18 protein-coding genes are annotated in these 24,562 nt (G+C 33.7%); 4 read left to right on the forward strand and 14 right to left on the reverse strand.

Annotation, left to right across the window (positions count from 1 at the left end; translation table 11 throughout):
- Positions 1-214: 214 nt before the first annotated feature.
- The 13 genes from LB941_RS07065 to LB941_RS07125 all read right to left on the reverse strand — a co-directional run bounded on the left by LB941_RS07065 (position 215) and on the right by LB941_RS07125 (position 18,037).
- Positions 215-1,768 carry a hydantoinase/oxoprolinase N-terminal domain-containing protein gene (locus LB941_RS07065; RefSeq protein ID WP_253360664.1) on the reverse strand — a complete coding sequence of 518 codons (1,554 nt, stop codon included), beginning with the start codon at positions 1,766-1,768 and terminating at the stop codon, positions 215-217.
- Position 1,769: 1 nt separating this feature from the next.
- Positions 1,770-2,873 carry an S-methyl thiohydantoin desulfurase family protein gene (locus tag LB941_RS07070; RefSeq protein WP_253360667.1) on the reverse strand — a complete coding sequence of 368 codons (1,104 nt, stop codon included), beginning with the start codon at positions 2,871-2,873 and terminating at the stop codon, positions 1,770-1,772.
- Between the two features lie 3 nt (positions 2,874-2,876).
- On the reverse strand, positions 2,877-4,181 hold the full coding sequence (locus LB941_RS07075) for a purine-cytosine permease family protein (RefSeq protein WP_253360669.1): 1,305 nt from the start codon (positions 4,179-4,181) through the stop codon (positions 2,877-2,879).
- 165 nt (positions 4,182-4,346) lie between these two features.
- Positions 4,347-5,897 (reverse strand): PucR family transcriptional regulator, encoded by a 1,551-nt coding sequence (locus LB941_RS07080; protein WP_253360671.1) that lies wholly within the window; start codon positions 5,895-5,897, stop codon positions 4,347-4,349.
- Between the two features lie 328 nt (positions 5,898-6,225).
- Complete coding sequence (gene rihC, locus LB941_RS07085; protein ID WP_253360673.1) at positions 6,226-7,140, reverse strand: ribonucleoside hydrolase RihC; 915 nt, start codon at positions 7,138-7,140, stop codon at positions 6,226-6,228.
- Positions 7,141-7,421: 281 nt separating this feature from the next.
- Positions 7,422-8,750, reverse strand: a complete 1,329-nt coding sequence (locus LB941_RS07090) for an MATE family efflux transporter (RefSeq protein WP_253360675.1) — start codon at positions 8,748-8,750, stop codon at positions 7,422-7,424.
- A 230-nt stretch (positions 8,751-8,980) separates the two neighbouring features.
- A complete protein-coding gene (locus tag LB941_RS07095) occupies positions 8,981-9,316 on the reverse strand; it encodes an SdpI family protein (RefSeq protein WP_253360677.1) in 336 nt (111 codons plus the stop codon).
- A 418-nt stretch (positions 9,317-9,734) separates the two neighbouring features.
- Complete coding sequence (locus LB941_RS07100) at positions 9,735-10,331, reverse strand: RloB family protein (RefSeq protein WP_253360679.1); 597 nt, start codon at positions 10,329-10,331, stop codon at positions 9,735-9,737.
- A complete protein-coding gene (locus LB941_RS07105) occupies positions 10,324-11,550 on the reverse strand; it encodes an AAA family ATPase (protein ID WP_253360681.1) in 1,227 nt (408 codons plus the stop codon). Before LB941_RS07105 ends, LB941_RS07100 begins: the two co-directional genes overlap by 8 nt.
- 587 nt (positions 11,551-12,137) lie before the next feature.
- A complete protein-coding gene (locus LB941_RS07110; RefSeq protein ID WP_253360683.1) occupies positions 12,138-13,109 on the reverse strand; it encodes a LacI family DNA-binding transcriptional regulator in 972 nt (323 codons plus the stop codon).
- 18 nt (positions 13,110-13,127) lie between these two features.
- Entirely contained in the window at positions 13,128-15,404 is a 2,277-nt protein-coding gene (locus LB941_RS07115; protein WP_253360685.1) for a glycoside hydrolase family 3 C-terminal domain-containing protein, read from the reverse strand.
- A gap of 2 nt (positions 15,405-15,406) precedes the next feature.
- The gene (locus LB941_RS07120) at positions 15,407-16,726 is read right to left on the reverse strand and encodes a PTS sugar transporter subunit IIC (RefSeq protein ID WP_253360687.1); all 1,320 of its coding nucleotides are present in this window, start codon (positions 16,724-16,726) and stop codon (positions 15,407-15,409) included.
- Between the two features lie 30 nt (positions 16,727-16,756).
- A complete protein-coding gene (locus LB941_RS07125) occupies positions 16,757-18,037 on the reverse strand; it encodes an alpha-L-fucosidase (RefSeq protein WP_253360689.1) in 1,281 nt (426 codons plus the stop codon).
- A 184-nt stretch (positions 18,038-18,221) separates the two neighbouring features.
- On the opposite strand from LB941_RS07125, the gene LB941_RS07130 reads away from it, so the two are divergent.
- From LB941_RS07130 to LB941_RS07140, 3 genes are all read left to right on the forward strand, one after another.
- Positions 18,222-19,256, forward strand: coding sequence for a glycoside hydrolase family 18 protein (locus LB941_RS07130; protein WP_253360691.1), 1,035 nt, complete (start codon positions 18,222-18,224; stop codon positions 19,254-19,256).
- A gap of 76 nt (positions 19,257-19,332) precedes the next feature.
- On the forward strand, positions 19,333-20,718 hold the full coding sequence (locus LB941_RS07135) for a glycoside hydrolase family 1 protein (protein WP_253360693.1): 1,386 nt from the start codon (positions 19,333-19,335) through the stop codon (positions 20,716-20,718).
- Positions 20,719-20,799: 81 nt separating this feature from the next.
- A complete protein-coding gene (locus LB941_RS07140; protein WP_253360695.1) occupies positions 20,800-21,897 on the forward strand; it encodes a DUF871 domain-containing protein in 1,098 nt (365 codons plus the stop codon).
- A 65-nt stretch (positions 21,898-21,962) separates the two neighbouring features.
- On the opposite strand, the gene LB941_RS07145 is transcribed toward LB941_RS07140, so the two are convergent.
- Positions 21,963-22,856 carry a LysR family transcriptional regulator gene (locus LB941_RS07145; protein WP_253360697.1) on the reverse strand — a complete coding sequence of 298 codons (894 nt, stop codon included), beginning with the start codon at positions 22,854-22,856 and terminating at the stop codon, positions 21,963-21,965.
- 286 nt (positions 22,857-23,142) lie between these two features.
- Here LB941_RS07145 and LB941_RS07150 point away from each other — a divergent pair, with 286 nt between their 5' ends.
- Positions 23,143-24,528 carry a class II fumarate hydratase gene (locus LB941_RS07150; RefSeq protein WP_253360699.1) on the forward strand — a complete coding sequence of 462 codons (1,386 nt, stop codon included), beginning with the start codon at positions 23,143-23,145 and terminating at the stop codon, positions 24,526-24,528.
- Positions 24,529-24,562: the final 34 nt, after the last annotated feature.

A 24,562-nucleotide genomic window follows, 5' to 3' on the forward strand; every position in this document is an offset into this window, starting at 1 on the left:
TAAACTATAAAAAATAAAAAATAATGAAATTTAATTTCTTTTTAGTAATTTAGATTTTAAAATTACTTTGTAGCTAAAAAAGACTATCTGTTATAAAACAGACAGTCTAAATAGTAACAAGACATATTAACTCATTTTATTTTACCAACCACTAAAAAACACTTCTCGCATTATTGATTTCTAAATATTTTGATCATTCTAAAATATCCACTCATCACTTAATTTCACCAACAACTTTTACTTTTACACGAGTTGTGTCGTTTGGCGCGTACGCTAAAGGTATCTCTTCTATTTCAACTACTTTAATACTTTTATCTTCCGCACCAGCTTCTAAAGCTTGTTTAATAGCTTTGGACTTAGAATCTTCTAAAGCTTGAGCACGTTTAATAATATCATATTGATAAATTTTTTCAAATTCACCACTTACCTGTGCTATTGTTGCTCCAATAGCATTTGCGACACTACCATAGTTACTTCTCCAAATATTTGAAATGCCTGATATTTGCTTTGGTGCAATTATGGCTCCACCACCAACTAAGATCAACTCAACTTGTTGAGAACTTGTTTTCATTTTATCTAAGGCATCTGTTAGCATATCTTGAATAACTATAAAAGCTTGTTGTGCAAATTTTATATCAATTTTATCAACTAAATTTACATTACCAACTTCAACCATACCAAGTTTAACTGCAATATCCGTCGTCGTAATAATATTTCCGCCAAAAACAATTGCTTTTTCTTCAATTTTGTATCCAACACTATCTGGACCAACTGTTACAGTTCCATCTGCTTGTTGCCTTACAATACTACCGCCACCTAAGCCGATTGATAAAATATCCGGCATTCGAAAATTAGTCTTAACGCCACCTACTGTTTCAGCAATTGAAGATTCACGTGGAAATCCGTTACTTAATACCCCAATATCTGATGTAGTCCCTCCAATATCTAACACTAAAGCATTTTTCTTTTTGGCTAAATAAGCTGCTCCACGAATACTATTAGTTGGACCACTGCCTATTGTTAAAATTGGGTATTTCTCTGCATATTTTGTTGACATTAATGTCCCATCATTTTGGCATAAAAAAATTGCAGCATCTGTAATCGCTTGTTTTTCTAATGCCTTAGTAAATCCTGTACTAACTTTATGAATAACGTTAAAAAGTGCTGAGTTTAAAATTGTAGCATTTTCTCTAGTTATCAGTCCTAGCGATCCAACTTTTGCCGATAAAGAAATAGGAATCTTATTACCAAGTACTTTTTTTACAAAAATAGCTACCTTTTCCTCTTGTTCATTATTAATAGCAGAAAATACGCCTATAATTGCAATACTTTCTATATGTCCCTTCCATGAAAGTAATGTCTCTTTTAGTTCTTCAAAATCTAATTGCGTTAACTCTTGCCCATCAAATTCATAGCCTCCCTTAACAATTTTAAATTTGCCTGACAGTTCATTGACAATATCTATCGGCCATTCTGCATACGGTTCTACAGAAGTTGTTGCTGGATAACCCAAACGAATAACTCCTACTTTAGCCAATCCTTTTCTTTCAACTATTGCATTAGTGCATTGTGTCGTTCCAAGCATTGCTTGCTTTATTGTCTTAGGATCTACTTTACTTTTCTTTAAAACATCATTTATTGCATTATTAATTCCAGTCTGAATATCTACTGTTGTATGCGTTTTAACTGAAGCAATAACTCTAGATTGTTCATCTAATAAAACTGCATCTGTATTAGTTCCGCCAACATCAATTCCCAATCGTTTCATTTTAATTCAGCTCCTTTACTTTCTTAAATAAGTCTTCCACAGGCTGATAATCTACATCATAGTGAAAATAGCGTGGTCCAACTAATTTAATACCTGCTGGTGTTCTCCATTTATCAGAACATGGTACACCTAAAACATAAATACGTTTTCCATATTTCAACTCTTCATTTGTTATCGGATTCAGGCTCTCAATATCTAAGAAAGTAATAATATCTGGTGCTGTGATTGCAACTTCTCCATTTAATTTAAAGATTATATTTTCATTTTGAAACTCCACTTCTCCATTTTTATTTCTTGAATTTCCTAATCCTTCAAGCTCAACTTTTCCAAAATTAAAGCCATCTTTTGTTGTATGTTTAATGTCAACAATCTTTGCCTCCATAAAACAAAAACCATTTGTTAAATCAAGCAGTGCAACTAACGCTTGAGCTACAGTAGAATAAGAATTAACATTAGTGATTATCTCGCCTATTTTTTCACATAATGTAATAACCCCTTTAACACCTGATTCAAGTAAGTCTTTCCCAGTCAAAGGATAACTAGCAACTGTTGCTGTTGCCCCCATATCAACTGCAATAGACCTAGCAATTTTTTCAGTCCAAACATTATCGATTGTTTCTAACAAAGCACCATTGCCTTTTTCATCTACAATTGCCATAGGTGTCGCTGTATGCCCATATAGAGTGAAAGTTGACATTTGCAATTCTGGTAAAGCACGGCCCATACTATCAACGTCAACAAGAGGTAAACCCGTTTTAGCAGCCACCATAATTGGAATCATCGAATTAACTCCTCCTGCCTCTATAGGAAATGTAGCTGCTATTTTTTTATTAAGTCGCTTTTCCAGTAGATCAAAAGCTTTATAAAATTCTTGTCCATTGGGAAATTTTTCTAATTGAACAGATGGAGCTCCCATCATTGAAGCAGGTACAACCAAAGCCTCCGATTCCACTTCATCCACATTAAGCAATGTTACCTCACCATATTTTCGCGTAGCACTAACAGCCATCAATTCTCCTATATAGGGGTTACCACCACCTCCTGCACCAAGTAAAGCTGCACCAATCGCTATATTTTTAATGCTGTTAACAGATAGTTTTCTCATCAACTATTTCTCCTTACTAAAAATTTTCATTCCCATATAATAAACTATGGCAGCAACTACTATCGAAGTAATTGATTGAATTCCAATTGTAATAAAGAAACCTGCCATACTGCCTACAATCCACGAAATCAATGTCACTGGATGAAGCTTTTCTGCCTGATCTGGTAACTTTCCTAATTTTCGAGATTCATCCAGAATTCTTCTGCTTCTTTTCAAAACAAAATAGTCAATGAACATAATTCCAGCTATTGGTGGAAATACAATACCCAAAAAACTTAAGAATGATTCAAATTTGTCAATAATGCCCATCATTGAAAGAATTGTTCCTAAAATACCAATTATAATTGTCATTAATGCCCTATTAACATTTATCTTAAAAACTTGTTTAATGAAATTAACGATACCTAAACTTGAAGAATATAAATTTACATCGTTTACTTTTAAAGTTGAGAAGATAACTATAAAAACACCTAATATTCCTGTTAATTGATAAATAATTGGCATTATTGCCTCTGTTCCAACAGCATGCGCCATTAAAACTCCTAATAAGTTAACTCCCAATTCTCCCAACATTGTCCCAATTAAAGTAGCCCAAAAAACATCTCTTGAACTTTTAGCAAATCTGGTAATGTCTGGAGTTATAATACATCCAACAATAAATCCACCTGTTACAACCGTTATTGCAGCTGTAAATGTCAATGACTGACTAGGTGCTGCCATTGTAATAAGACTTCCCAGCGAATGTGTCCGCAACATATTAAATGTACCAATTCCCATTACAATCAAAAAACCTGGAACAGCAATATTAGCAGTCCAACTCATACTCTTAAATCCAAAAAGAACTACTAAAGTAACTGCTAATCCAGTAAAGGCTGCAACTACCGCAAAATTCAAATTATTTCCTAAAATCGACACAATTCCTTGTGCAAAAACTGAATTTTGTATTCCAAACCATCCTGTTAGACTGATTGCAAATGCTAGACCAACTAATGCCGAACCATATGTTCCAAAACCTGCCCATTTTGACAATAAGCTAGTTGACAATCCTTCTCTTTGTCCAGCAACTCCTAATCCATACGAAATAAATTGTAAAAAAACACTTCCAATCATGGTTGCCCAAAATGCTTGCGCAAAGGTTAATCCATATCCTAACTCTGCCCCAATCATAAACTGAGAAACGCATGTTAAATTTCCAATTCGAATTAATAAAATTTTCCACATAGGATCTCTTTGTTCTTCTGGGACACGACTTAATGAATAGTCATCATTAAGCTCTGCTGTTTTTGCAACTATCTCTTTTTCTCTCATAACAAGTAACCTCTCTTTTCTATACAGTTAACCCTTTTACAATATGTCTTGTTTTATAACATACAGCAATTATTGAATTTTTAACATTGTTAAAATGACAAAAAAATAAGAGTTTCATTTGTTAAAATTAACAAATGCTAACTCTTTACTAATTTAATTATTTTTTTATTTTAATTTATTTAAACGATAGATTGCTACTTCTTGGGTTAAATAACCTATCATTATTGGATTATCAATCGAAATACCTAATAAATCATTAATGCGACGTAATCGATATTTTATAGTATTACGATGAACATATTCTAAATTTGCAGTTTTTATAACATTAGCCTGTGTATCTAATAAATAAGTAGCTAATGTTCTCATTAACTCCTGCTTTGAAACTAAAGGATGAATAATATTTTTCACTTGAATTGATTGATTATTTCTTTTTCTTTGTAATTCCCGACATTCTTTTACAAAAGTAAAATCCTGTAAATTAAATATTTGTTTTTGCGGAAAAACAACTTGTAAATCTTTTTTTACCATTTCAGTTAGTGAAAATATTTCACTTATTTCATTTATATCAGCCAAGTTAATATAGTAACTAATACTTGCTTTAAACCGTTTTCCACTTAAACACTCCTTCAACTGCTTACCCCACTGAAGAATATCATATAATTTCAGTTTCTTAGTATATAAAATAATAATATTATCATTGTAGTATTCACAAATTACATTATTTGCAAATATTTTTGATATTTCGCGTACGACTTCTATTTGCTGACTATTATCTTGCTTTAGCACATTTTTTATAATCCAAGCATTTTTTAAACTTTCCATTTTAACATTTAAGCGTTCCGCAATTTGTCTTGCTTTTCCTCTTTGACCCATTATCAATGTTTCAATCAAATCTGCTCTACCAATATATGTTTTGCTTTCTTGCCATATTCTCAAAGCAATTTCCATTATTTGGACAATCTGACGTTCTTTAACTTCGCTAATATTTTTACTACTTGGTAAAATTAAAAGCATAAAATCTTGAATACTATTTTTTAAGACTATATTTTCATTATTTAATTTCTGAAAATCTTTGTCTCTATCTTTTTTATAAACTGCTATCCAATTTATTTTTTCACTTCGTGGCCAATTAGCTTCATGCAACAAAATATTTTTACTGTCAAAAATTGCTAATGACACTTTTAAACGATTACTGACAATTTGCATTATTGTTTCAATGTTTTTCCCTCTATCCGGCATATTAGAAAAGTTTTTTAGTACTTCAACTACTAGATTGGGATGCTTCAGTTGATCATTGAAAATTGAATTTAAAGTTTCAGTTATAATATCACTATACGCTAAAGTAGGATCATTTTGAGGCATACAAACAAGAACCATCCCTAACTCATCAGCTAAATCAATTAAACGCTGATGAACCTTAGGCATTACAATACCTACATAAAATAATACAACAGCAACTTCACCAAGATCTGCTTGATACTCTAGATTTCGACACTGTGCATCTACATCATTTTTAATTGCAGAAAAAGATGTTAAAACAATTTCATTTCCTCTAAAATGAATATTATTTTTAAGCTCTCTTTGTGTCTCGTTTGTTTCAGAATATTCTAAAACTGTAACTGACGTTACTATTTGTTCCAAACTGCTTTTATGGGTTAAAACCTTGGCTCCACGCATAGAAGAAAGCTTTAAAACATCAAATATTGTTACACTCATTCAACTCACCTCACAAAACCAAATACATTGTCTACAATTCATGTTACTTAATATATCGTAGAATACATTAGATGTAAATCAAAATTATTTATCTAAAATAGATATCAAATACTATAGTTTTTTATCTATCATTTAAAGATTCAGTTATTTTTCTTATGGAGTTATACTAAAACACCCCCATGATTTTCAGAACCCAACATTGAAAATCAAAAAGAGTATTAAAAAATTATATTAACTAAATATTTCTTATTATAGCAAGGAACCGTTGAATACATCTAAGATTGTACATTATATGAGGATTGTCACATAAGTTTTAATATAATACAAATCACTTTGGCATTTTTGATACCTGATCAATAAACCATTCATTAAACAACTCAGCGTTAATATCAATACCTACATTTGCATTGTATGTTCCTGCTTTGTGCCATCTATTTTGTATATCAGCAACAGTAGCACCAATTGCAGGTCCTTTCGTTGCAACTTCAATATTCAACTTTTTAGTAGTAATCAATTCTGGATTAAGTGCATATAAAATCGTATTTACATCATGCATTGGCTTTCCACCAACATGTACATCTCCATAAGCTAAAATAATACTGTAGAGCATATCCCCTGATTTACCCATCTTTTTAATTTTGTCCAATGTTTGAGGTGTAATGAGCGCTTTTAATGTAACATCTAAACCTATCATTGTTTTTTCAATTGGAAAGTCAAAAACGATTTTTGCTGCATCTGGATCAGTAAAGACATTGAACTCCGCTACGGAACTGCAATTCCCCCCTGAAATACTACCACCCATAAGAATCAAATTATTAACTTGATCCAGATCTTTGGGATATTTCTCCATTAACTGTGCAATATTAGTATATGACCCAGTTGCGATTAAAGTAATTTTTTCTTTAGATTCGCAAATCACTTGATGCATAGCTTCAACTGCCGATAATGATAGTGGCTTTCTTTGCGGTTCTGGAAAATCATACCCTGGCATCCCTGAACTACCATGTATTGCTGATGCATCAACAAACTTTTTCTTAAGTGGAGCTTTTGCACCCATTGCAACAGGAATATCTTTATCAAAAAAATCTAGTAACTTAAGTGTATTTTTTGTTGTCTTATCAACTGTCACATTTCCAGCAACTGTCGTAATTAATTTTACATCTAATTTAGGATGATTAACTGCAACTGCAATCGCTGCCGCATCATCAATTCCAGGATCCATATCCAAAATAATAGGTAACATTTCTTTTTCCCCTTTCGGACTATTGCCATTAATTTTATCAAGCAAGTAAAGCTGCATTTATCGCTGATAATAATGACACCCAAAGCATACCCCTAAAGATTTTAGGGTTAGTAACTTAACATTTGTGCTCCTAACCATAATAATAAAGCCTTTACAGCCGTTACACAATATTTCTCTTATTATGCTTGTTAATTAACTGTCGCTTAAGTTTCTTGAATGCATTAAACCTACTATGTAAGTTGCCATCATAATGTTATCTTTTTTGAATTATCCAATAAAGATTATAATTTCACTAATTTCTTTCTAAATCCTTGGTAAAATAGCAAACCAATCAAGAGAGTTCCTAAGTCTGCCAAAGGTTGCGCTATAATAATTCCTGTATATCCCCAAATTGGAACAATTATCACTAAAACAAGTAACAACAATACTCCTTGACGTGAAATAGACATTGCAAATGCCCCCAGCGCTTGACCCACAGATTGAAATAGTGTTGTAAATACTAAAATGGCACCAACAAACGGTGTTGTCAGCAATAAATAACGCAACATCTGTGCGCCATCACGAACAACTGTCGGATTTTGCATAAACCATCCCACAATCACAGGTGCAAATATCATTAACACAATACTTAGGCTAAAAGCAGCAACAACTTCAATCAATAAATCAAAATGTATTACCTTTTTCAAACGCTCTCGCTGTTTAGCACCATAGTTATAGCCAATTAATGGTTGTGCCCCAAAAGCAAAACCAACCATTACTAACATTACAATCAGATATATCTTAAGCGCAATTCCTAAAGCGGCAACTGTTGCAGCTCCATAACTTGCTAAATAGTTATTTAAAAGTGCCGTTCCAAAACTTTGCATCAAATTTGTTATAGAAGCTGGAATTCCAATTACTAAAATCGCAGCTATCGTTTGCCGACTTACTTTCATGCTACTTAGCTCAATGGTTAAAAAGCGTGCTCGCCGGCAAACATAATAAAGTAATACCGTGTCTGAAAAAGCATAACCAATTACAGTTGCTAATGCTGCTCCAGTTGCCCCTAAATGAAAGTAGAGAATAAATAGTGGATCCAAGATTATTGTCAAAATGGTTCCGCTCATCGTTCCAAGCATAGATTCCATTGCTAATCCTTCTGTGCGCAATAAATTACCTGGCACCAATGAAACAATTATAAGTGCAGATCCAGCAACCATTATTCGATAAAATTCTGCTGCGTAGTGATATGTAGCATTTGTTGTGCCTAGCATTTTTAAAATAGGATGTTCATTAAGCAACATTAAAACACTGACTACTACCCCAACAACTAGAGCTGCATAAAAACAAAAACTGCTTGTTTTTCGTGCAGCTTCTTGCTCTTTTTTTCCTAGCAATCGTGAAATCAAGGCACTACCGCCTAACCCAAAAATATCACCTAACGCTAACATTAATGAAAAAAGCGGTGTACAAATTGTCACCCCTGCGACTAAAGCTGCATTTTGCGTTTTTGCGATAAAAAAGGTGTCTGCTAAATTATAAATCATACTAGCAACCATCCCCAAGACCACAGGTAAAGCTAATTTAAAATATGCTTTAGGTACTGGTGTGCGTAAAAACAACTCTTCCATAAAACGTTAATTTCTTCCCTTCCAGTTTCAATAACTACTTGTATCATTTGTAATACAAATACAAAAACTACGTTTACAATCACTATTAAGTATATACTCTCATTCAAATTCTGTGTAAGTAAAATTTATCGTTTATCTTCAATTTCTAATACTAAAAAAGTCTGAAAATTTTATCCCAGACTTTATAAATATATTTACTTCAAATAGGAGCTTATCAACTATTTTGCTAATTATTTAATAGTATGCTGATTTTGTTTATAAAAATGTTCATAGATAAATAATACTAATTCCGTGAACACAATTATCGAAATCACTTCAAAAACAACTAATATGTTTGCTACTGTGCTTGTATTATATCTAAGCAAAATTAAAAAACAGATTAAGCCTGTAATTATTGAATAAATGGCGCTAAACTTTTGTCCCAAATACCAGTTTTCTTTATTTTTCTTTGACGTAGGAGTTCTATAGCCCCAGTGATTCCCTAACTTTGTATATTGGGGTGGGAAAAAAGTTCTCACGATTCCTTCTATCACTAAAAACAAAAAAATAAGTTTATAAATTATCATAATTAGCCTCCTCTAATGACCTATATTTCTAGCTACTTTAAAAATATAACCATTTTTTGATTCCAATTAAATATTATAATTTCCACTTAATAGCTACACACTTAGTGCTCATGCTCAATATATACCAAAAACACCATATGTTCAATTAATTTTAGCGATTATCTCAACTTTATAACCATTTGTTATACTAAATTCCGATTCAAATTACAACTCAGTATATCAGTAAAAACGTGTTCTCAAAAGTTTAATATAACTGGCTCTTTAACGAGTATAACCTCTATAAAAAGTTGTCTCAAGTTTCATACTACATCCATAGCTCCCAATATCTGCGGCATAGATACCGAGAGCTATTTAAACAATGTTTTAGAGGGGATATTTGATATATATACCCTGAAGTTGAACTGCTTGGTCATAAGCATTATTGATTGGATAAAATAACCTCAGTTACAATATTACCAATGTTTGTTGATTGTTTACTAACTGAAATAGTAGAAACATTTTTTGTATTTTCAATTGCAGTATAAACTTTATCACCTTTCAAAATATTTTCAATTTGTCTTCGATTAGCTTTAATATATTCTTGATTTAAATATTTAGTTAAGGCCATATATAACTCTTTCTGGCTTTTAACTGTTGAGCTTATTTTTTGATAGTGAGCAAGCAACCATACTTCAAAAGAACTGTTAGAAAAACCTATTTTACATGTAGCATTGTTTAAATTTAATTTTTCAGCTTTTTTAAACATTTCTGTAATTTCTCTTTCAGTATTATTATTTTTATCAAAAATAATAAAAACTTTAGTTTTGGAATCGGGTTTTAATGCCGTGTTGTTAGCCATCATATTTTTGGCTTTATCGATCCAATCCCCCCCACTATTGTTTAAAATTTTAATAGTCTTGGCTGCTGACATTCCATAATTCTGTGATAAAGAATCAAAGAAAGCTTCTTCGGTTTCCCCTTCAACAAAAAAAAGAATTCTAGGTTTGAGTTTTCTTTTCTTCTTAGATCTACTCATTTTCTTCGAGAGCCTCCAATAATAATTTTTTATTAACTATTTGTGTTGCACCATATCGGCCTTCTAAATACCTTTTTTTATAATTAAAGTCACTTCTCTTTAATGCAGGATCATCAAAATCAAAAAGACTAAATAATTCACTTTCACCAAATCTATTTTTTTCAGCAAACCAAATTTGATCTTGTCGTAAGTTACAATCCATGAGGGAAAGCTCATGTGTAGTTAAAACGAATTGATTTGTTTGCGTTGCACTGTTTATCAATACTAGTAATGCCTGCGCTAATTCTAAGTGGTAAGATCGATCAAATTCATCAATCAATAAAGTTTTTTTACTATTACTTAAAATATATAAGGCCAGAAACATAAATACTTTAGTACCAGTACTTTCATTATTGAAATAAACCGAAAAAGATCCTTCTTCAGATTTATGTGTACAATAAATATCGTAAAAAGTAGATGGAATTAATTCATCAATTTCACCAGAATCGTCATCATCTGCGTTTATTTTTTTTAATATAAATTTAGGATTGGGTACATTTTCTACACGTTCCTTGACTTCAACATCATTGATATTGAAGTCGGCTGCTTGTAAAAAGTGGAGAAACCTTTTTTTAAATCTTTCATTTTTCAACGATTTAAACTTGATATTTTGAATTCTATCTGTATTAACAAATACTAAATCCTCAACAAACCAGCTATATGCCTCTTTGGAGTACTTTTCATTGTTTTGTTGCGCAAAGTATAAAAGTAACTGGTTTTTTCTAACGTTAGCAGTTAGTTGAACCAATTGATTTGGAATATGCTCAACTTTTTGTCTATTACGACTAAACACAATTTTTTTATTTAAAGTCAAAACTTCTTTAACAATTTCTTTTGAATTATACTCTAAAGCATAATTATACTCATTCTTGTTTTTTATAAATGTAATCTCAAAAGTTGTATTTCTTTTATTATAACCAAATGAATCAGTATGCAATTTTTGAATTTCATCTGTTGTTGGATGAATAATCAAATTCTTAAGCATTAATAGAGCAGTGAGTAAATTTGTTTTTCCATTGGCATTTGCTCCAAAAAGTAAGGATGATTTTAATAATTTCTCTTTTCCCATTATTATCGTATTGGATTTTTGATACTTGGTTAGTCTTTTCCCAGTTTGCATAGAAAAGACTTGTTCATTTTTAAAAGATCTATAGTTGGATATTTTGAATTCTACTAACATATTATTCTCCCTTAAAAACGTTTTTTCGTTACTAAATACTAAATATGACTATATTATCTCAAATTATCGCTAATAGTCAACACAAAAATGTATTTGTAAGATTCAATAGACTATTAATAATAACTATTCTCAAACCTCTTTTGGAGTTCCGCAAGTAATTTCTTTCTTGCTTGACTCTTCGTTTTTTTATCATATTCAGCCAATTTTTCAGCTATACCAAAAGGGGCATAGATTTTTTTCTTCAATTAAGGTTTGTCTGATTAAAACACATATTCTAGATGAGTGCGCAAAACTATAGCTCAACATTATGTTGAACTATTAGATAAAGAAAAATGGTGTGCAATTAAAGTTAAGTGCTTGCCTTTTGGTATACCCCAAAAGTTAAAGTAAAAATCACTTAACTTTGGGGATATACCTCATGTTGTCCCATAATCTACAGCTGGTTTTAACTTCTCTTTTAGTGGAAATAAAAAAGTTCTGATGATGAAACTCTTTTTAGCGTTTCATCATCAGAACTAATTTTAGCTTATTTTTATAGAATTAATTTTCATTACTATATCAATCTAAATCTTCTAATTTCACTTACTTCAATTAAAACAATCAATTTGATTCTTCATCACAATCGTTTGACCTGTTGTGGTCGTATTATTATTTAAATGTTCTAATAGAATTTCAGCACATTTTAGTCCCATTGCTTTAGTTGGCGGCTGTATAATCAGCATTGGAATTTCTTCATTCTTAATTTGATCATCGTAATCATAATGTCCAAAGAAAATATCCTTACCAATTCGTATTCCTGCAACATTTAAATACTCCAAAGCACCGATAGACATGGTGTAGTTACTTACAAAAAGCGCAGTAATTCCTTCTTGAATCAACTCTTTTGCTCCCTGATATCCACTAAACCTAGAATAGTCGCCCTCATATATCTTCAAATCAACATCCGTTAACCCCAACACGGCTTCTTTTGCGCCACCATAGCGTTCCTTAGCAGAATAGTCTGCTTGTTGAGGTGTAATCATCCCGATTTTCTTATGTCCGAGCTCAATAATACGTTGAATTGCTTGTTTAACACTCTCACGATCATTCACAACAATGGCATCCGCATTTTGTAGGTTATTAGGTCTATTGATAAAGACAATAGGTATCTTCAAATCCGCTAATTTTTCAATACTATTCCATTCTTCTCCCGTTAAAAAAACAATTAATCCATCAATTGAACGACTCATCAAATAGTCTAGTTTCTGATCTACTTGTTGCGCATCACCGTTAAAACCACTTAATATTAAGCTATATCCTTGCGCCTCAAATAGCTGTTCAATTCCTGAAACAACTTCCGCACCAAAACGACTAGAGATACTATTCATTAACAATCCAATCGAAAAACTGCGATTGTTTTTTAAACCTTTAGCAATAATGTTTTGCTTATAATCTAGTTGTTTAATTGCAGCAGCAATCCTATCCATGTTTGCTGCTTTTAACTTGTAGCCATTCAAATAACGAGAAACGGTTCCTACAGAAACACCCGCCAACTCTGCTACTTCTTTAACAGATGCCATTATTCTTCCTCACTTAAACTACCATGCTATATCTATGGTTAATTTATCAATCATAAAGGTTACTTTACTTGCCTGTTTGATTTTATGGTCTATATCCATATACTCAAATTCCGATTTTGGCAATACAAATGTCAATTTTTGTTGTTGCTTTGGTTCTAGCCAATTCTTTTGAAATGCCTTTAATAACTTAGTTCGTTGGATAACATGTCCACCCTTTAGTTTAGCAAACAACAATGTACTTTCTTGACCTGCACATACGCCATTATTTTTCATGTTAACAGTTATCACTATTTTGTCAACAGCTGTTTTCACTTGTAAATTATCGTACTCAAACGTGGTGTAACTTAATCCTGTTCCAAAAGAATACAAGGGAGCCCCTGGTTGATCATAGTAATTTTCTTGTTTGCTAGCGTCCCTTTGATAGTAATACACTGGCAATTGTTGACTGTTTAATGGATATGAGATACTTAACCGACCACTAGGATTGTTGTTTCCACTTAAAGTGTCAGCAATTGCTTGTGCCCCCTTTTGTCCAGGAAACCAACCAATTAAGACAGCATCTGAAACTTCTTGTACGGTTGTTAGTTCATATGGGCGTCCCTGAATAAGAATAGAAATAATTGGCTTTTTTAGCTGCTTAAGAGCTGTCAATAAAGACAACTGTTGTCCGCCTAACTTCAATGAAGCGACATCGACATTTTCCCCTGAATCCATATTGATTCCCTTAGAACTAACTGCACCATTACTTAAAAATTCCATATCAAAATTACGTGCACTGGACCCTCCTAAAACCACAACAATTATATCAGCATCTTTTGCAAGTGCCATTGCGTGTTCAATCTGTGCATAACTTGAATCAACTGCACGAACCTCACACCCCTGTGCATAAGTTACCTGCGCATTCGGAAATGTTTGCTTAATTTGTTGATAAATCGTTTCTTGTTGCCGTTGAGAGCTTTGTGGCGCCGTATAATCACCTAGTAAATGATAGATATTATCTGCATTCGGACCAATAACTGCTATTTTTTTCTTTGTCTGATTCAATGGTAAAATCCCACTATTTTTAACTAGCGTTATGCTTTCTTGTGCAACTTTTAGGTTAAGTTCTTCAGATTGTTTTAGTACCTGCGTTAATTCTTGTTCTGGCTCCTCTAGATAAGGATCGTCAAACAAACCTAATAAAAATTTCAAGCCTAAAACGTGGGCTACTGCCTGATCTAATGCCTTTAAATCAACTAATTTTTCTTGAATAGCCTCATTGATTTGCATATAGGTTTGATCCCATAAACTCAAATCAACACCTGCTTTTAAAGCTGCTGCCGCTGCTGTTGCCTTACTATCAAAAACGTCCTCTAACCGATCTAAAGCTACTCCATCTGCCATAACAATCCCTTGAAAACCAACTTCTTGACGCAATTGCGTTTTTAGTAATTCTTGGTTTATATGACACGGAACACCATCAACATCATTATAAGCAGCCATAACACCAGCAGCTTGCTTAACACTACTTAGTAGTGGGCGGTAAATATCACTGTATTCTCGCATACCTATAGTTACCGTTCCAGAATTATGACCACCTAATGCCTCCCCTTGCGCAATACAGTGTTTTAAAACTACTCCAACGGCTTTATTCTCTCGTAAACTTACCGTTTGATCTAAATAATTTACATCTTTTTGAATTAGATCTTCCTGAAATCCTGCTACTATAGCCTCCGTCATTTTTGCTGCTAATTTTGGATCTTCACCAAAACATTCCTCTGAGCGCCCCCACCTTGGATCTTTTACTAGATCTAAGGTTGATACTAAAGCTAAGTTGACTCCTTTTAAAGCAAGTTCTTGTTTCATTAACTGGGCTGATTGTTGCATTAAATCAGTGTTAAATGAATTCCCCCGCCCAATATTTGTAGGATATGAAATTCCGTCTAGTCCTTGATGACCATGGGGACATTCTTCCACAATCAGTGCTGGAATTTGCCACCGCGAATGTTCAATCACATATTTTTGGACACGATTTGCTACTTTCCAACTGTCCTTAGCTAAAACACCGTTGCTATAATTAACTTTCGACCACGGATCAGCTCTAAAAAGGCCATATAGCGCGCCTAAACCACCGCCCCATTCAACATGGTTTTTAAACTTTTCTGTGAATTCTTGTCGTTTTTCATCTGTAAAAGATTCCCACCCATATAGATGTTGATTAACTTGTCCAATTTTTTCTTGGATGCTCATTCGTGACAATAAATCCGCCACGCGCTCTCTAATCGTTAGATTAGCATTTTGATATGGATAACGCATTTTTAGTCCTCGCTTTGATTAACTTTGTTACTTGCAATAACAAATGGTATATAGATTAAAATGTCCATAATCAATAACAATATCGTAAATACAGTAGCTGGAATGTTACCAGCAGTTGAAATCCATGTTTGTAACACAGGTGGTGTTATCCATGGAGAAATTGCAACCATTTTACCTAGAATCCCGATTTTGGTTAACATATATGCCAATGATAAGTTTATTGATGGAATAATTGCTGTTGGTATCATAAAGATCGGATTCATAACAACTGGCAAGCCAAACATAACTGGTTCAGCAATATTGAATAAACTTGGTCCAATTGCTAATTTTGCAATATCTTTTTGCTCTTTTCTCTTTGAAACTAAAAAGATGGCTATTAATAATGCAAGAACACAACCTCCACCGCCAAGCATCCCGTATGAACCAAGAAAAGGCGCATTTACAATGTTGGGAATTGTCTTATGTGCGGCAAATGCTTGCATATTTTCTTGAATAGATTCTAACTGTGGCGCAACCGTTATTGGCGATAAAATACTTGAGCCATGTAATCCAAACACCCAAAGTGTATCTGAAATAAATTGAATGACGATCATTCCCACGCCAGATAAAACTAACCCTTTAAGCGGTGTTTGAATAACTATCGTGATAATATCGGGAATGCTCATACCAGTAAAAGCCTTTATTAAGTAAATTGGTATTGCAACCATGATGATAACTAAGACTTCTGGAATCAACGAATTAAACGTAGATGCAACTGCTGGTGGCACTGAGTCTGGCATTTTGATCCGTAGTTTTTCAACCTTAGATAATCTAACAAAGATTTCAGTTCCTAAGATACCTGCAAACATTGCTAAAAACAAACCTGATGATGATGTTAAATCTTGTGAGTAAATCCCTGTAACAGCAGCTGTTTTTCCAGATGTTAATGTTACTGTTGTTTGAATTGGCATCATTAAAAACATTAAACATACGGATAATCCACCGGCATGATTAGGTGTAAAGGCTTTTGAATTAATGTTGCCATTAGCCTCATACCATGTAGCCAAATTAATCCCTATATTGTACGCTACTAAAATAGCTAAGATCCCTAAAGTTGCATTATTAGTCATCGTTGCTAAATCAGCTAACTTGCTTAAATCAATTATTTTATTGACTGCTGCATTACTAAACAATAAAGCGTTTAATAAAATAAAAACCGATGCTGCCATAATCAATGGCATAGTCACGATAAAACTATCCCTAATTGCTGTTAAATGTCGTTGTCCATTTAACTTTGCTGCCACGGGTACTAACTTAGCCGAAATTTTATCTGTTAAACTCATTACGTAGTTACTCCTTTTTTATGCAAATTTTCATTTTATGATGTCTCGAATATTTTTAGTGCAATTGATTTTAGCGCATAATATTTCACTAGCTGTTACGCCTTGATTAATAATTTCTTTGCTCACAATCCATGGTGTAATTGCTGTTAAATCCAAATTATTCAAATCAAAACAATCTCTTTTAGCAAAAGCATATAGTGTCTTTTGCTTTACCGTGAAATACCAACCAGTTTGTTTTAACGCTGGAATTGCTCGTGTATTGTATATTCCTTCACCATATATTTTTAACCAATTACCCAACCGCCCCATAATGTTCAGTGCCTCTTTAGGCAAAGTCCCGTCTGGTTTTGGTCCAACCCCTAATATAATATTTCCTCCCAAAGAAACAATCTCAACAATCGTTGTAAGTATTTGCGAAAATGGCTTATAAATATCATTTTCAACATAACCCCAATTCTTAGCTAGAGGTATATTGCTCTCCCATGCCTTTTTGGGTACTATGGCGGGAACCTTACGTTCAGGGGTTACATAATCTTCATATTTTCCACCAATCGTTCGATCCACGACTAACATCTTGGGTTGTTTTTCGCGAATATTTGCGACAATATTATCCATATCTAAAAATTCATGATTTTCTTTGTTGACCCAACCACCATCTAACCATAAAATATCAATCTTACCGTAGTTCTGACTTATCTCTAATAATTGTTGTGCTACAAAATTATTGAATTTGTGCCAGAGTTCAGGTTGCTTTTTAGGATCATAAGCTGCATATCGTCCTTTAGGATCTGATTGTGGTGGCCAATAATATGGTGAATGCCAATCTGCTTTTGAATAATACGCCCCTACCGAAATATCTTGTTTTCTAAATCTATTCGCAAATTCACCAAAAAGATCTTTTCGCGTATAGTGGGTTACGCTATAGTCAGATTGTCTTGTATCAAACATATTAAAACCATCGTGATGCTTAGTCGTAAATAAAGCATACTTAAAGCCTGCTTTTTTGGCTTCTTTAGCCCATGTATCCGCATCAAAGTTTTGTGGATTAAACTGTTCTGCCAACTGCCAATAATCATGTCTTAGGGTGGCCAAATCTTTTCGCCATGGCTTTTTTCTCGCCCAACTATCCTCTTTAGATAGTTGCCATGACTCAACTATTCCTGCAGCTGAATACAACCCCCAGTGAAAAATCACTCCTAGCTTTTGATCTTGAAACCACTCTAATTGTTCTTGTTGCTCTTTAGTTAACTGTCCATACGCCTCATTACTGGTTGTTTCATTTTCAACGATATCTTGCCGAATTTTTTTCATTTTTCCCCCTGTAACTTGTATAGATTATAAAAATTCACGCATTTAACCAAATAACTGCGGATATTCCACAGATAATTTCCTAAAAAATAAAGATTAAGCTTGCTTTTGAACCGGTTCAATTATATTATGACTAAAGAAAGGTTTTTTTGCAACCGTTTTTTTATTTTTTTAGGAGGATTTTTTTATGACTGAATTAATTGCCTACCTGCATGGTAGAAAAAACTGGACTCCCGCACAGATTCCAGGCGATAAAATAACTTGTTTAAATTACTCTTTTGCCAAAATTAAAGGATTATCCTTGGGAGAAGATGTCCCTAACATTCAAAAGATTTCTGAGATACGCACTTTATATCCACATTTAAAAATCAATATCAGTATTGGTGGCTGGGCAGCAGATTGTTTTTCAGATGCCGCTGTTTCACAGCGAAATCGAGAAACCTTTTCCTCAGAAATTGTTAAATTCATCAAAAAATATAATTTTGATGGCGTTGATATCGACTGGGAATACCCCGGATCAGCACTCGGAGGAATTAAAGCCCGCACAGAAGATGCCAAAAACTATACAGCGTTTTTAAAGCTACTTCATACAAAATTACATGCTGAAACTAAAGAATATATCTTATCAGCAGCGATTGGTGCAGATGCTGATTTAATCGATTCTTTGGCGGTGGATGGTCAGTACAGTTATACCCAGTATTTAGATTTTATTAATGTTATGACTTATGATTTACGTGGCAGTTGGACGAATATTACTGGACATCATGCTAATCTATATGCATATCCACAAGAAAATGGTGCATTAAGTGCTAATCAAGCAGTCAAACAGTTACTTTCACATCATGTCCCAGCAAGTAAAATCGTTGTTGGTGCAGCTGCATATAGTCGTGACTGGTACACATTTGATGAGCCAAATACACAACCCATTATTGGAAAAACTGCTCACTCAAATGGAACTCATACTACTGACTACAATGACTTGAAATTAATATTAAAAAAACACCCCACCAACTGTCATTGGGACAACAATGCTCTTGCCCCTTATTATTTCGATGGTGAAGTGTTTATGTCATTTGAAGACACAAAATCTATTGCTAGCAAAGCTGAATTTGTTCACCAAAATAATCTAGGTGGGTTAATGCTTTGGGAGCTTTCACTAGATGCTGAATCTGAACTGATCTACGCCGCAGCTGAAACATTGTTTCCAACTAAAAAAGACTAACCGTTAAAATTTTTACAATATCCATTTTTAAAAAATTGAAACACTCACTACTCTCAAATAGATAGGATGAAAATTAATGAAATTTCCAAAAGGCTTTTTATGGGGTGTTGCTACTTCAGCACCACAAACAGAAGGACATAGTTTAGAAAATGGCAAATCTGCTACAACTTGGGACAAGTGGTTTTCATTAAAACCTGAAATATTTAATGAAAATCAAGGCCCTGCAACTACTAATAATACGTATGAGATGTACCCTGAAGATATCAAATTGATGAAAAAGCTGCATATAACTTCTTACCGTACCTCAATCTCATGGGCACGTTTATTACCAGACGGTGAACATCTAAATCAAGAAGCCGTTACTTTTTATCGCAATTATTTTCAGGAAATGCTTAATAATGGGATTAGACCTACTGTAAATTTATTTCATTTTGATATGCCTTGGTGGTTAATGGAAAAAGGCGGCTGGGAAAATAAAGAAGCTATTACTAAATTTTATTTCTATGCTCAGACTGCCTTCGCCCAATTTGGTGATCTTGTTACAGATTGGGTGACCTTTAATGAACCACTTGTCCACATTGAAATGGGATATCTATCTCATTATCATTACCCTGCTATTGTTGATTTCAAAAAAGCAGTTCAGGTTGGTTACAACACTTTAATGGCACACGTAATGGCAGTTAAAGCATATCGTGAATCAAACATTAGACATAGTCGGATTGGGATAATCCTAAATGTTACTCCTGCTTATGCACGAAGTAATGATCCACAAGATCAAACTGCCCAAAATGTAGCCGATTTATTGCTAAGTAAAAGTTTTCTAGACCCTGCTGTTCACGGTGTTATTCCTGAAGAATTAATCCAACTGCTCAAAAAACATCAGCTATTACCAGAGACAAGAAAAAAGGATCTCGATTTAATCCAACAAAATACTGTCGATTTTATTGGAATCAATTATTATCAGCCATTGCGTGTCAAGGCACCAAGTAATCCTCGCTTTCCGGCTAAAGATACAACTGATTTATTTGAACAATATGAATGGCCTGAAAGAAGAATTAATCCCTACCGTGGTTGGGAAATCTATCCCGAAGCTCTCTATGATATTGCCATGATAATGAAAACACAGTATAGCAATATTCCGTGGTATGTCAGTGAAAACGGTATGGGAGTTGCTGATGAACTGCGTTATGCTAACAAAGACGGCCAGATTAACGACCAATATCGCATTGATTTTATCAAAGAACACTTAGTGCAACTACATAAGGGGATCACGCAAGGAAGTAACTGTTGCGGTTATCATCTTTGGACCTTTGTTGACTGTTGGTCTTGGCTAAATGGCTATCGTAATCGTTATGGATTGGTTAGTCTCGATTTGGATAATAATTACAAACGAACTATTAAAAAAAGTGGGTTCTGGTATCGCGATTTAATTGACCATAATGGCTTTGAACAAAATGATTAATAAATACCTTATTAGAAATACTAGCAATCTAGTTAAATAATTTCAATTTAACATCAAAATAGAAAGTGCAGGTGTTTTCTTATGCTCGGAATTTCCGTGTATCCAAATAAAAGTACCGTAGAAGAATGTAATGACTATATTAATAAAGCAGCTAGATTAGGCTATAAACGCCTCTTTACCAGTCTATTAGAATTGCAGCCCGAAAATATAGACCAAACAGTTGCTGCGTTCAAAAAAGTATTGCATCATGCAAAAACTAAAAAAATGTGGGTTAGTCTTGATATTAATCCGCACTTATTTAAATTGCTTAACATTGATTACGATAATCTTAGCTTTTTTAAAGATTTAGGTGCTGATATTATCCGCTTAGATATGAACTTCGATGGCCTATCTGAATCTATCATGACTTACGATAAATCCGGGCTTTTGTTAGAGGTTAATATTAGTAATGATACTGGCAATATAGCTAATACCTTTAGCTACAGTCCGCTCAAAAATAAGATTATTGGTTGTCATAATTTTTATCCTCAACCATTTACCGGGTTAGACACAGATTACTTTCTGAAAACCACTGCGAAATATAAACAAATGGGCTTGCGAACAGCCGCCTTTATCTCATCAGAAGCTGCTACTCAAGGCCCGCATGCTTATAATGACGGCTTGCCTACTTTAGAAATCCATCGCCATAGTAGCTTAGTCCAACAAGCACAGTATCTAATTAATACTAAATTAATTGATGATATTATCATTGGAAATGCCTTTGCTTCAGAAAAAGAATTAAAAGATGTTGCTAAATTAAACTTAGAGCTAGCTCAATTTTTTATTGCTTTTCTCCCAGGTACAACTGACCTCGAAAAAGAAATTATTCTAGATAATTTACATTTCAATCGTGGCGATATTAATAGCTATTCTATTCGCTCAACTTTTGTAAAACTCAAGTACGCTAATAGCGATATTCCCATTAATAATGCTTTATACAAATTAGAAAAAGGCGATGTAACGCTTGGAAATAACAGCTTTGGTCAATATAAAGGTGAAGTAAGTATCGTCAAACAAAGCATGCCGAATACGGATAAACATAAAAATGTAGTTGCCAAAGTCTGCTCTAGCAACACCGAGTTTATTGACTTCATTAAACCATGGGATAAGTTCAAATTTATTGATGTTACTACTTATTAGATACTTGTTTTAAAAACGTGTTCTTTTGAAGCTCAAGCTGCCTTCTTAAGAACACGTTTTAGTTACTAATTATTTATCCTATCTTGCAAAAGCAACAACTTGTTAATAAAACTTTCTTCTTGTTCATCAAACAAGTAATCTTTGCGTGTTGCAATTGAAATATTAAATCTTTCAGGTAACGCGGGAGTTATCTTCGTCAAAGAGAGTTGATCATGTGAATTAACAGCATCCCCGACTAAAAGACCAATCCCTGCATTTTTAGCAACTAGCTTTTTTAAGGTAGAAATACTTTGCGTTTCAAAAACTACTCGCGGTTTGAAATGCGCCTGATGACCATATAGTTTCAACAAGTGTTGATGAATAAACTTTCCATTGAGTGTGATAAAAGGTTCATTTTTTAACTCGCTAAAATCAATTTCTTCTTGTTGTGCTAACCAATGATTCGTCGCTGAAATGATGTAAAAATCACGACTACCCAAAAAGTTGACACTAATATTACTATTTTGAACTGGTAGCAATGTAGCTAGTAACGCAATATCAACTTTTCCTGTCATCAGATCTGTTAATAACTGTTGTGAGCCAGACTCGTCAATTTCTAGATTCTTTAATAATTCTGCATCTGTAATTTCATTAATAATCTTTGGAAAATATAAACTGCCAATAATTGGCGGTAACCCAAACCGAATTTTACTGTTTGCATATTGCCTAATCTCTATTTCAGCTAAGTTAGCATCTTCCAACATTTTAACGGCATGCCGATACAGTATTTCGCCAGCTGGTGTGACTTGAATCATCCCTTTTGAACGATCACGAAATACAAGTTTTGCTTGCACGGAATTTTCCAAACGCTTGATTGCTAATGTTACCGTTGGCTGTTCCACATTGAAGTGCTTGGCAACAGCGGTAAAAGTTCTCAAATTGTATAGGCTGCAAAAATAAGCTAAATCATGTAATTTCATTGCTATACTCCTTTTTGATATGTGAAGTTAATAACTTATTTTAGCATTCAATTAGCAAAAATTAAATATTTTTTGCTTTTATATTATCACAATGCTAATCTCTGTTTTGTTAGTTAACTTTTTATTTGCCAATTTAATAACATTTATCGCGCATACATTAATATTATTAATTAGCTGATGGGAATTTGACTATAAGGTGATTATAAGCATATTATTTGGTTGTAGTTGATTGTGATTTTTTTAACAATAGTTTAGAAACTTTGATTTAATTTTAGGAGGGACTTTCATGTCAGAAAAAGATTTTAGAATTGAAGCAGATACACTTGGTGAAGTTAAGATTCCAGCAACAGCTTTATGGGGACCCCAAACAGAACGGAGTCGCAATAATTTTCCAACTGGTAACTATATGCCATTACCAATTATTAAGGCATTGTTACAACTAAAAAAGGCAGCTGCACAAGCAAACTTAGCCGAAGGAAATATGGAACAAGCAAAAAGTGAATTAATTGCTACCACTATTGATCAACTACTAGCCTTACCAGATGAAGAATTACGTAAAGATTTTCCTTTGAAAGTCTATCAAACTGGTTCAGGTACTCAAACTAATATGAATGTTAATGAAGTCGTTGCCTACAAAGCATCTCAAATTAACAGTAAAATTAAAATTTTACCTAATGATGATGTTAACCGCGGGCAAAGTTCAAACGATATCTTTCCAACCGCAATGAATATCACAGCAAGCGAAGCTATCTTACAAGTTAAGAAAGCTGCTGAACATCTAATTTCTGAACTAAAAATCAAACAAACTAAATATTGGCGCACAGTTAAAATCGGACGGACACACCTCCAAGATGCAACACCACTAACATTTGGCCAAGAAGTTAGCGGTTGGGTCAGCATGTTAGAACATGATGTCCACTACCTAGAACAACTAGAAGGAACCCTGCTAGAACTAGCTATGGGTGGCACGGCAGTCGGAACTGGTTTAAATGCTGCTCCCCACTTTGCTGATGACATTGCAGATAAAATGAGCAGTGTTTATGGCTTAAACTTTACCGCTAAAACCAATAAGTTTGCAGGTTTAGCAGCCCATTCTGGTTTAAACGTTGTCCATGGCGCTCTAAAAACTTTAGCTGCTGACTTAATGAAGATTGCTAACGATGTCCGCTTCTTAGCCAGTGGTCCACGTGCTGGTTATGATGAATTAAACATTCCAGCTAATGAACCAGGTTCTTCTATTATGCCTGGTAAAGTCAACCCTACACAATCTGAAGCCATCACCATGGCCGCAGTTCGTGTAATGGGAAATGATGTTGTCGTCGACTTAGCTTCATCACAAGGTAACTTTGAGATGAATGTTTATAAACCAGTACTAATTGACGCCTTTTTAGAATCTGCTGACTTATTAGCTGGGACAATGACCGGCTTTGCTGATAAGATGGTTCATGGTTTAACTGTTAATGCACAACGTATGGAAGATTTAGTGAATAACTCCTTAATGACAGTTACTGCACTTTCACCACACATCGGCTATCATGATAGTGCTGTAATTGCGCAAGCAGCTGATAAGGCTGGAACTACTTTACGTGAAGCTGCTATCAAATCGGGTAAAGTCACTGCAGAACAATTCGATGAATGGGTTGATCCATTGAAAATGACTAATATTGATTAGTTTTGTTATCCAATAATAATCAAAGGAGAAAAAG

Origin of the sequence: Ligilactobacillus ubinensis (assembly GCF_024160875.1) — a bacterium.
GTDB classification, from domain to species: Bacteria; Bacillota; Bacilli; order Lactobacillales; family Lactobacillaceae; genus Ligilactobacillus; species Ligilactobacillus ubinensis.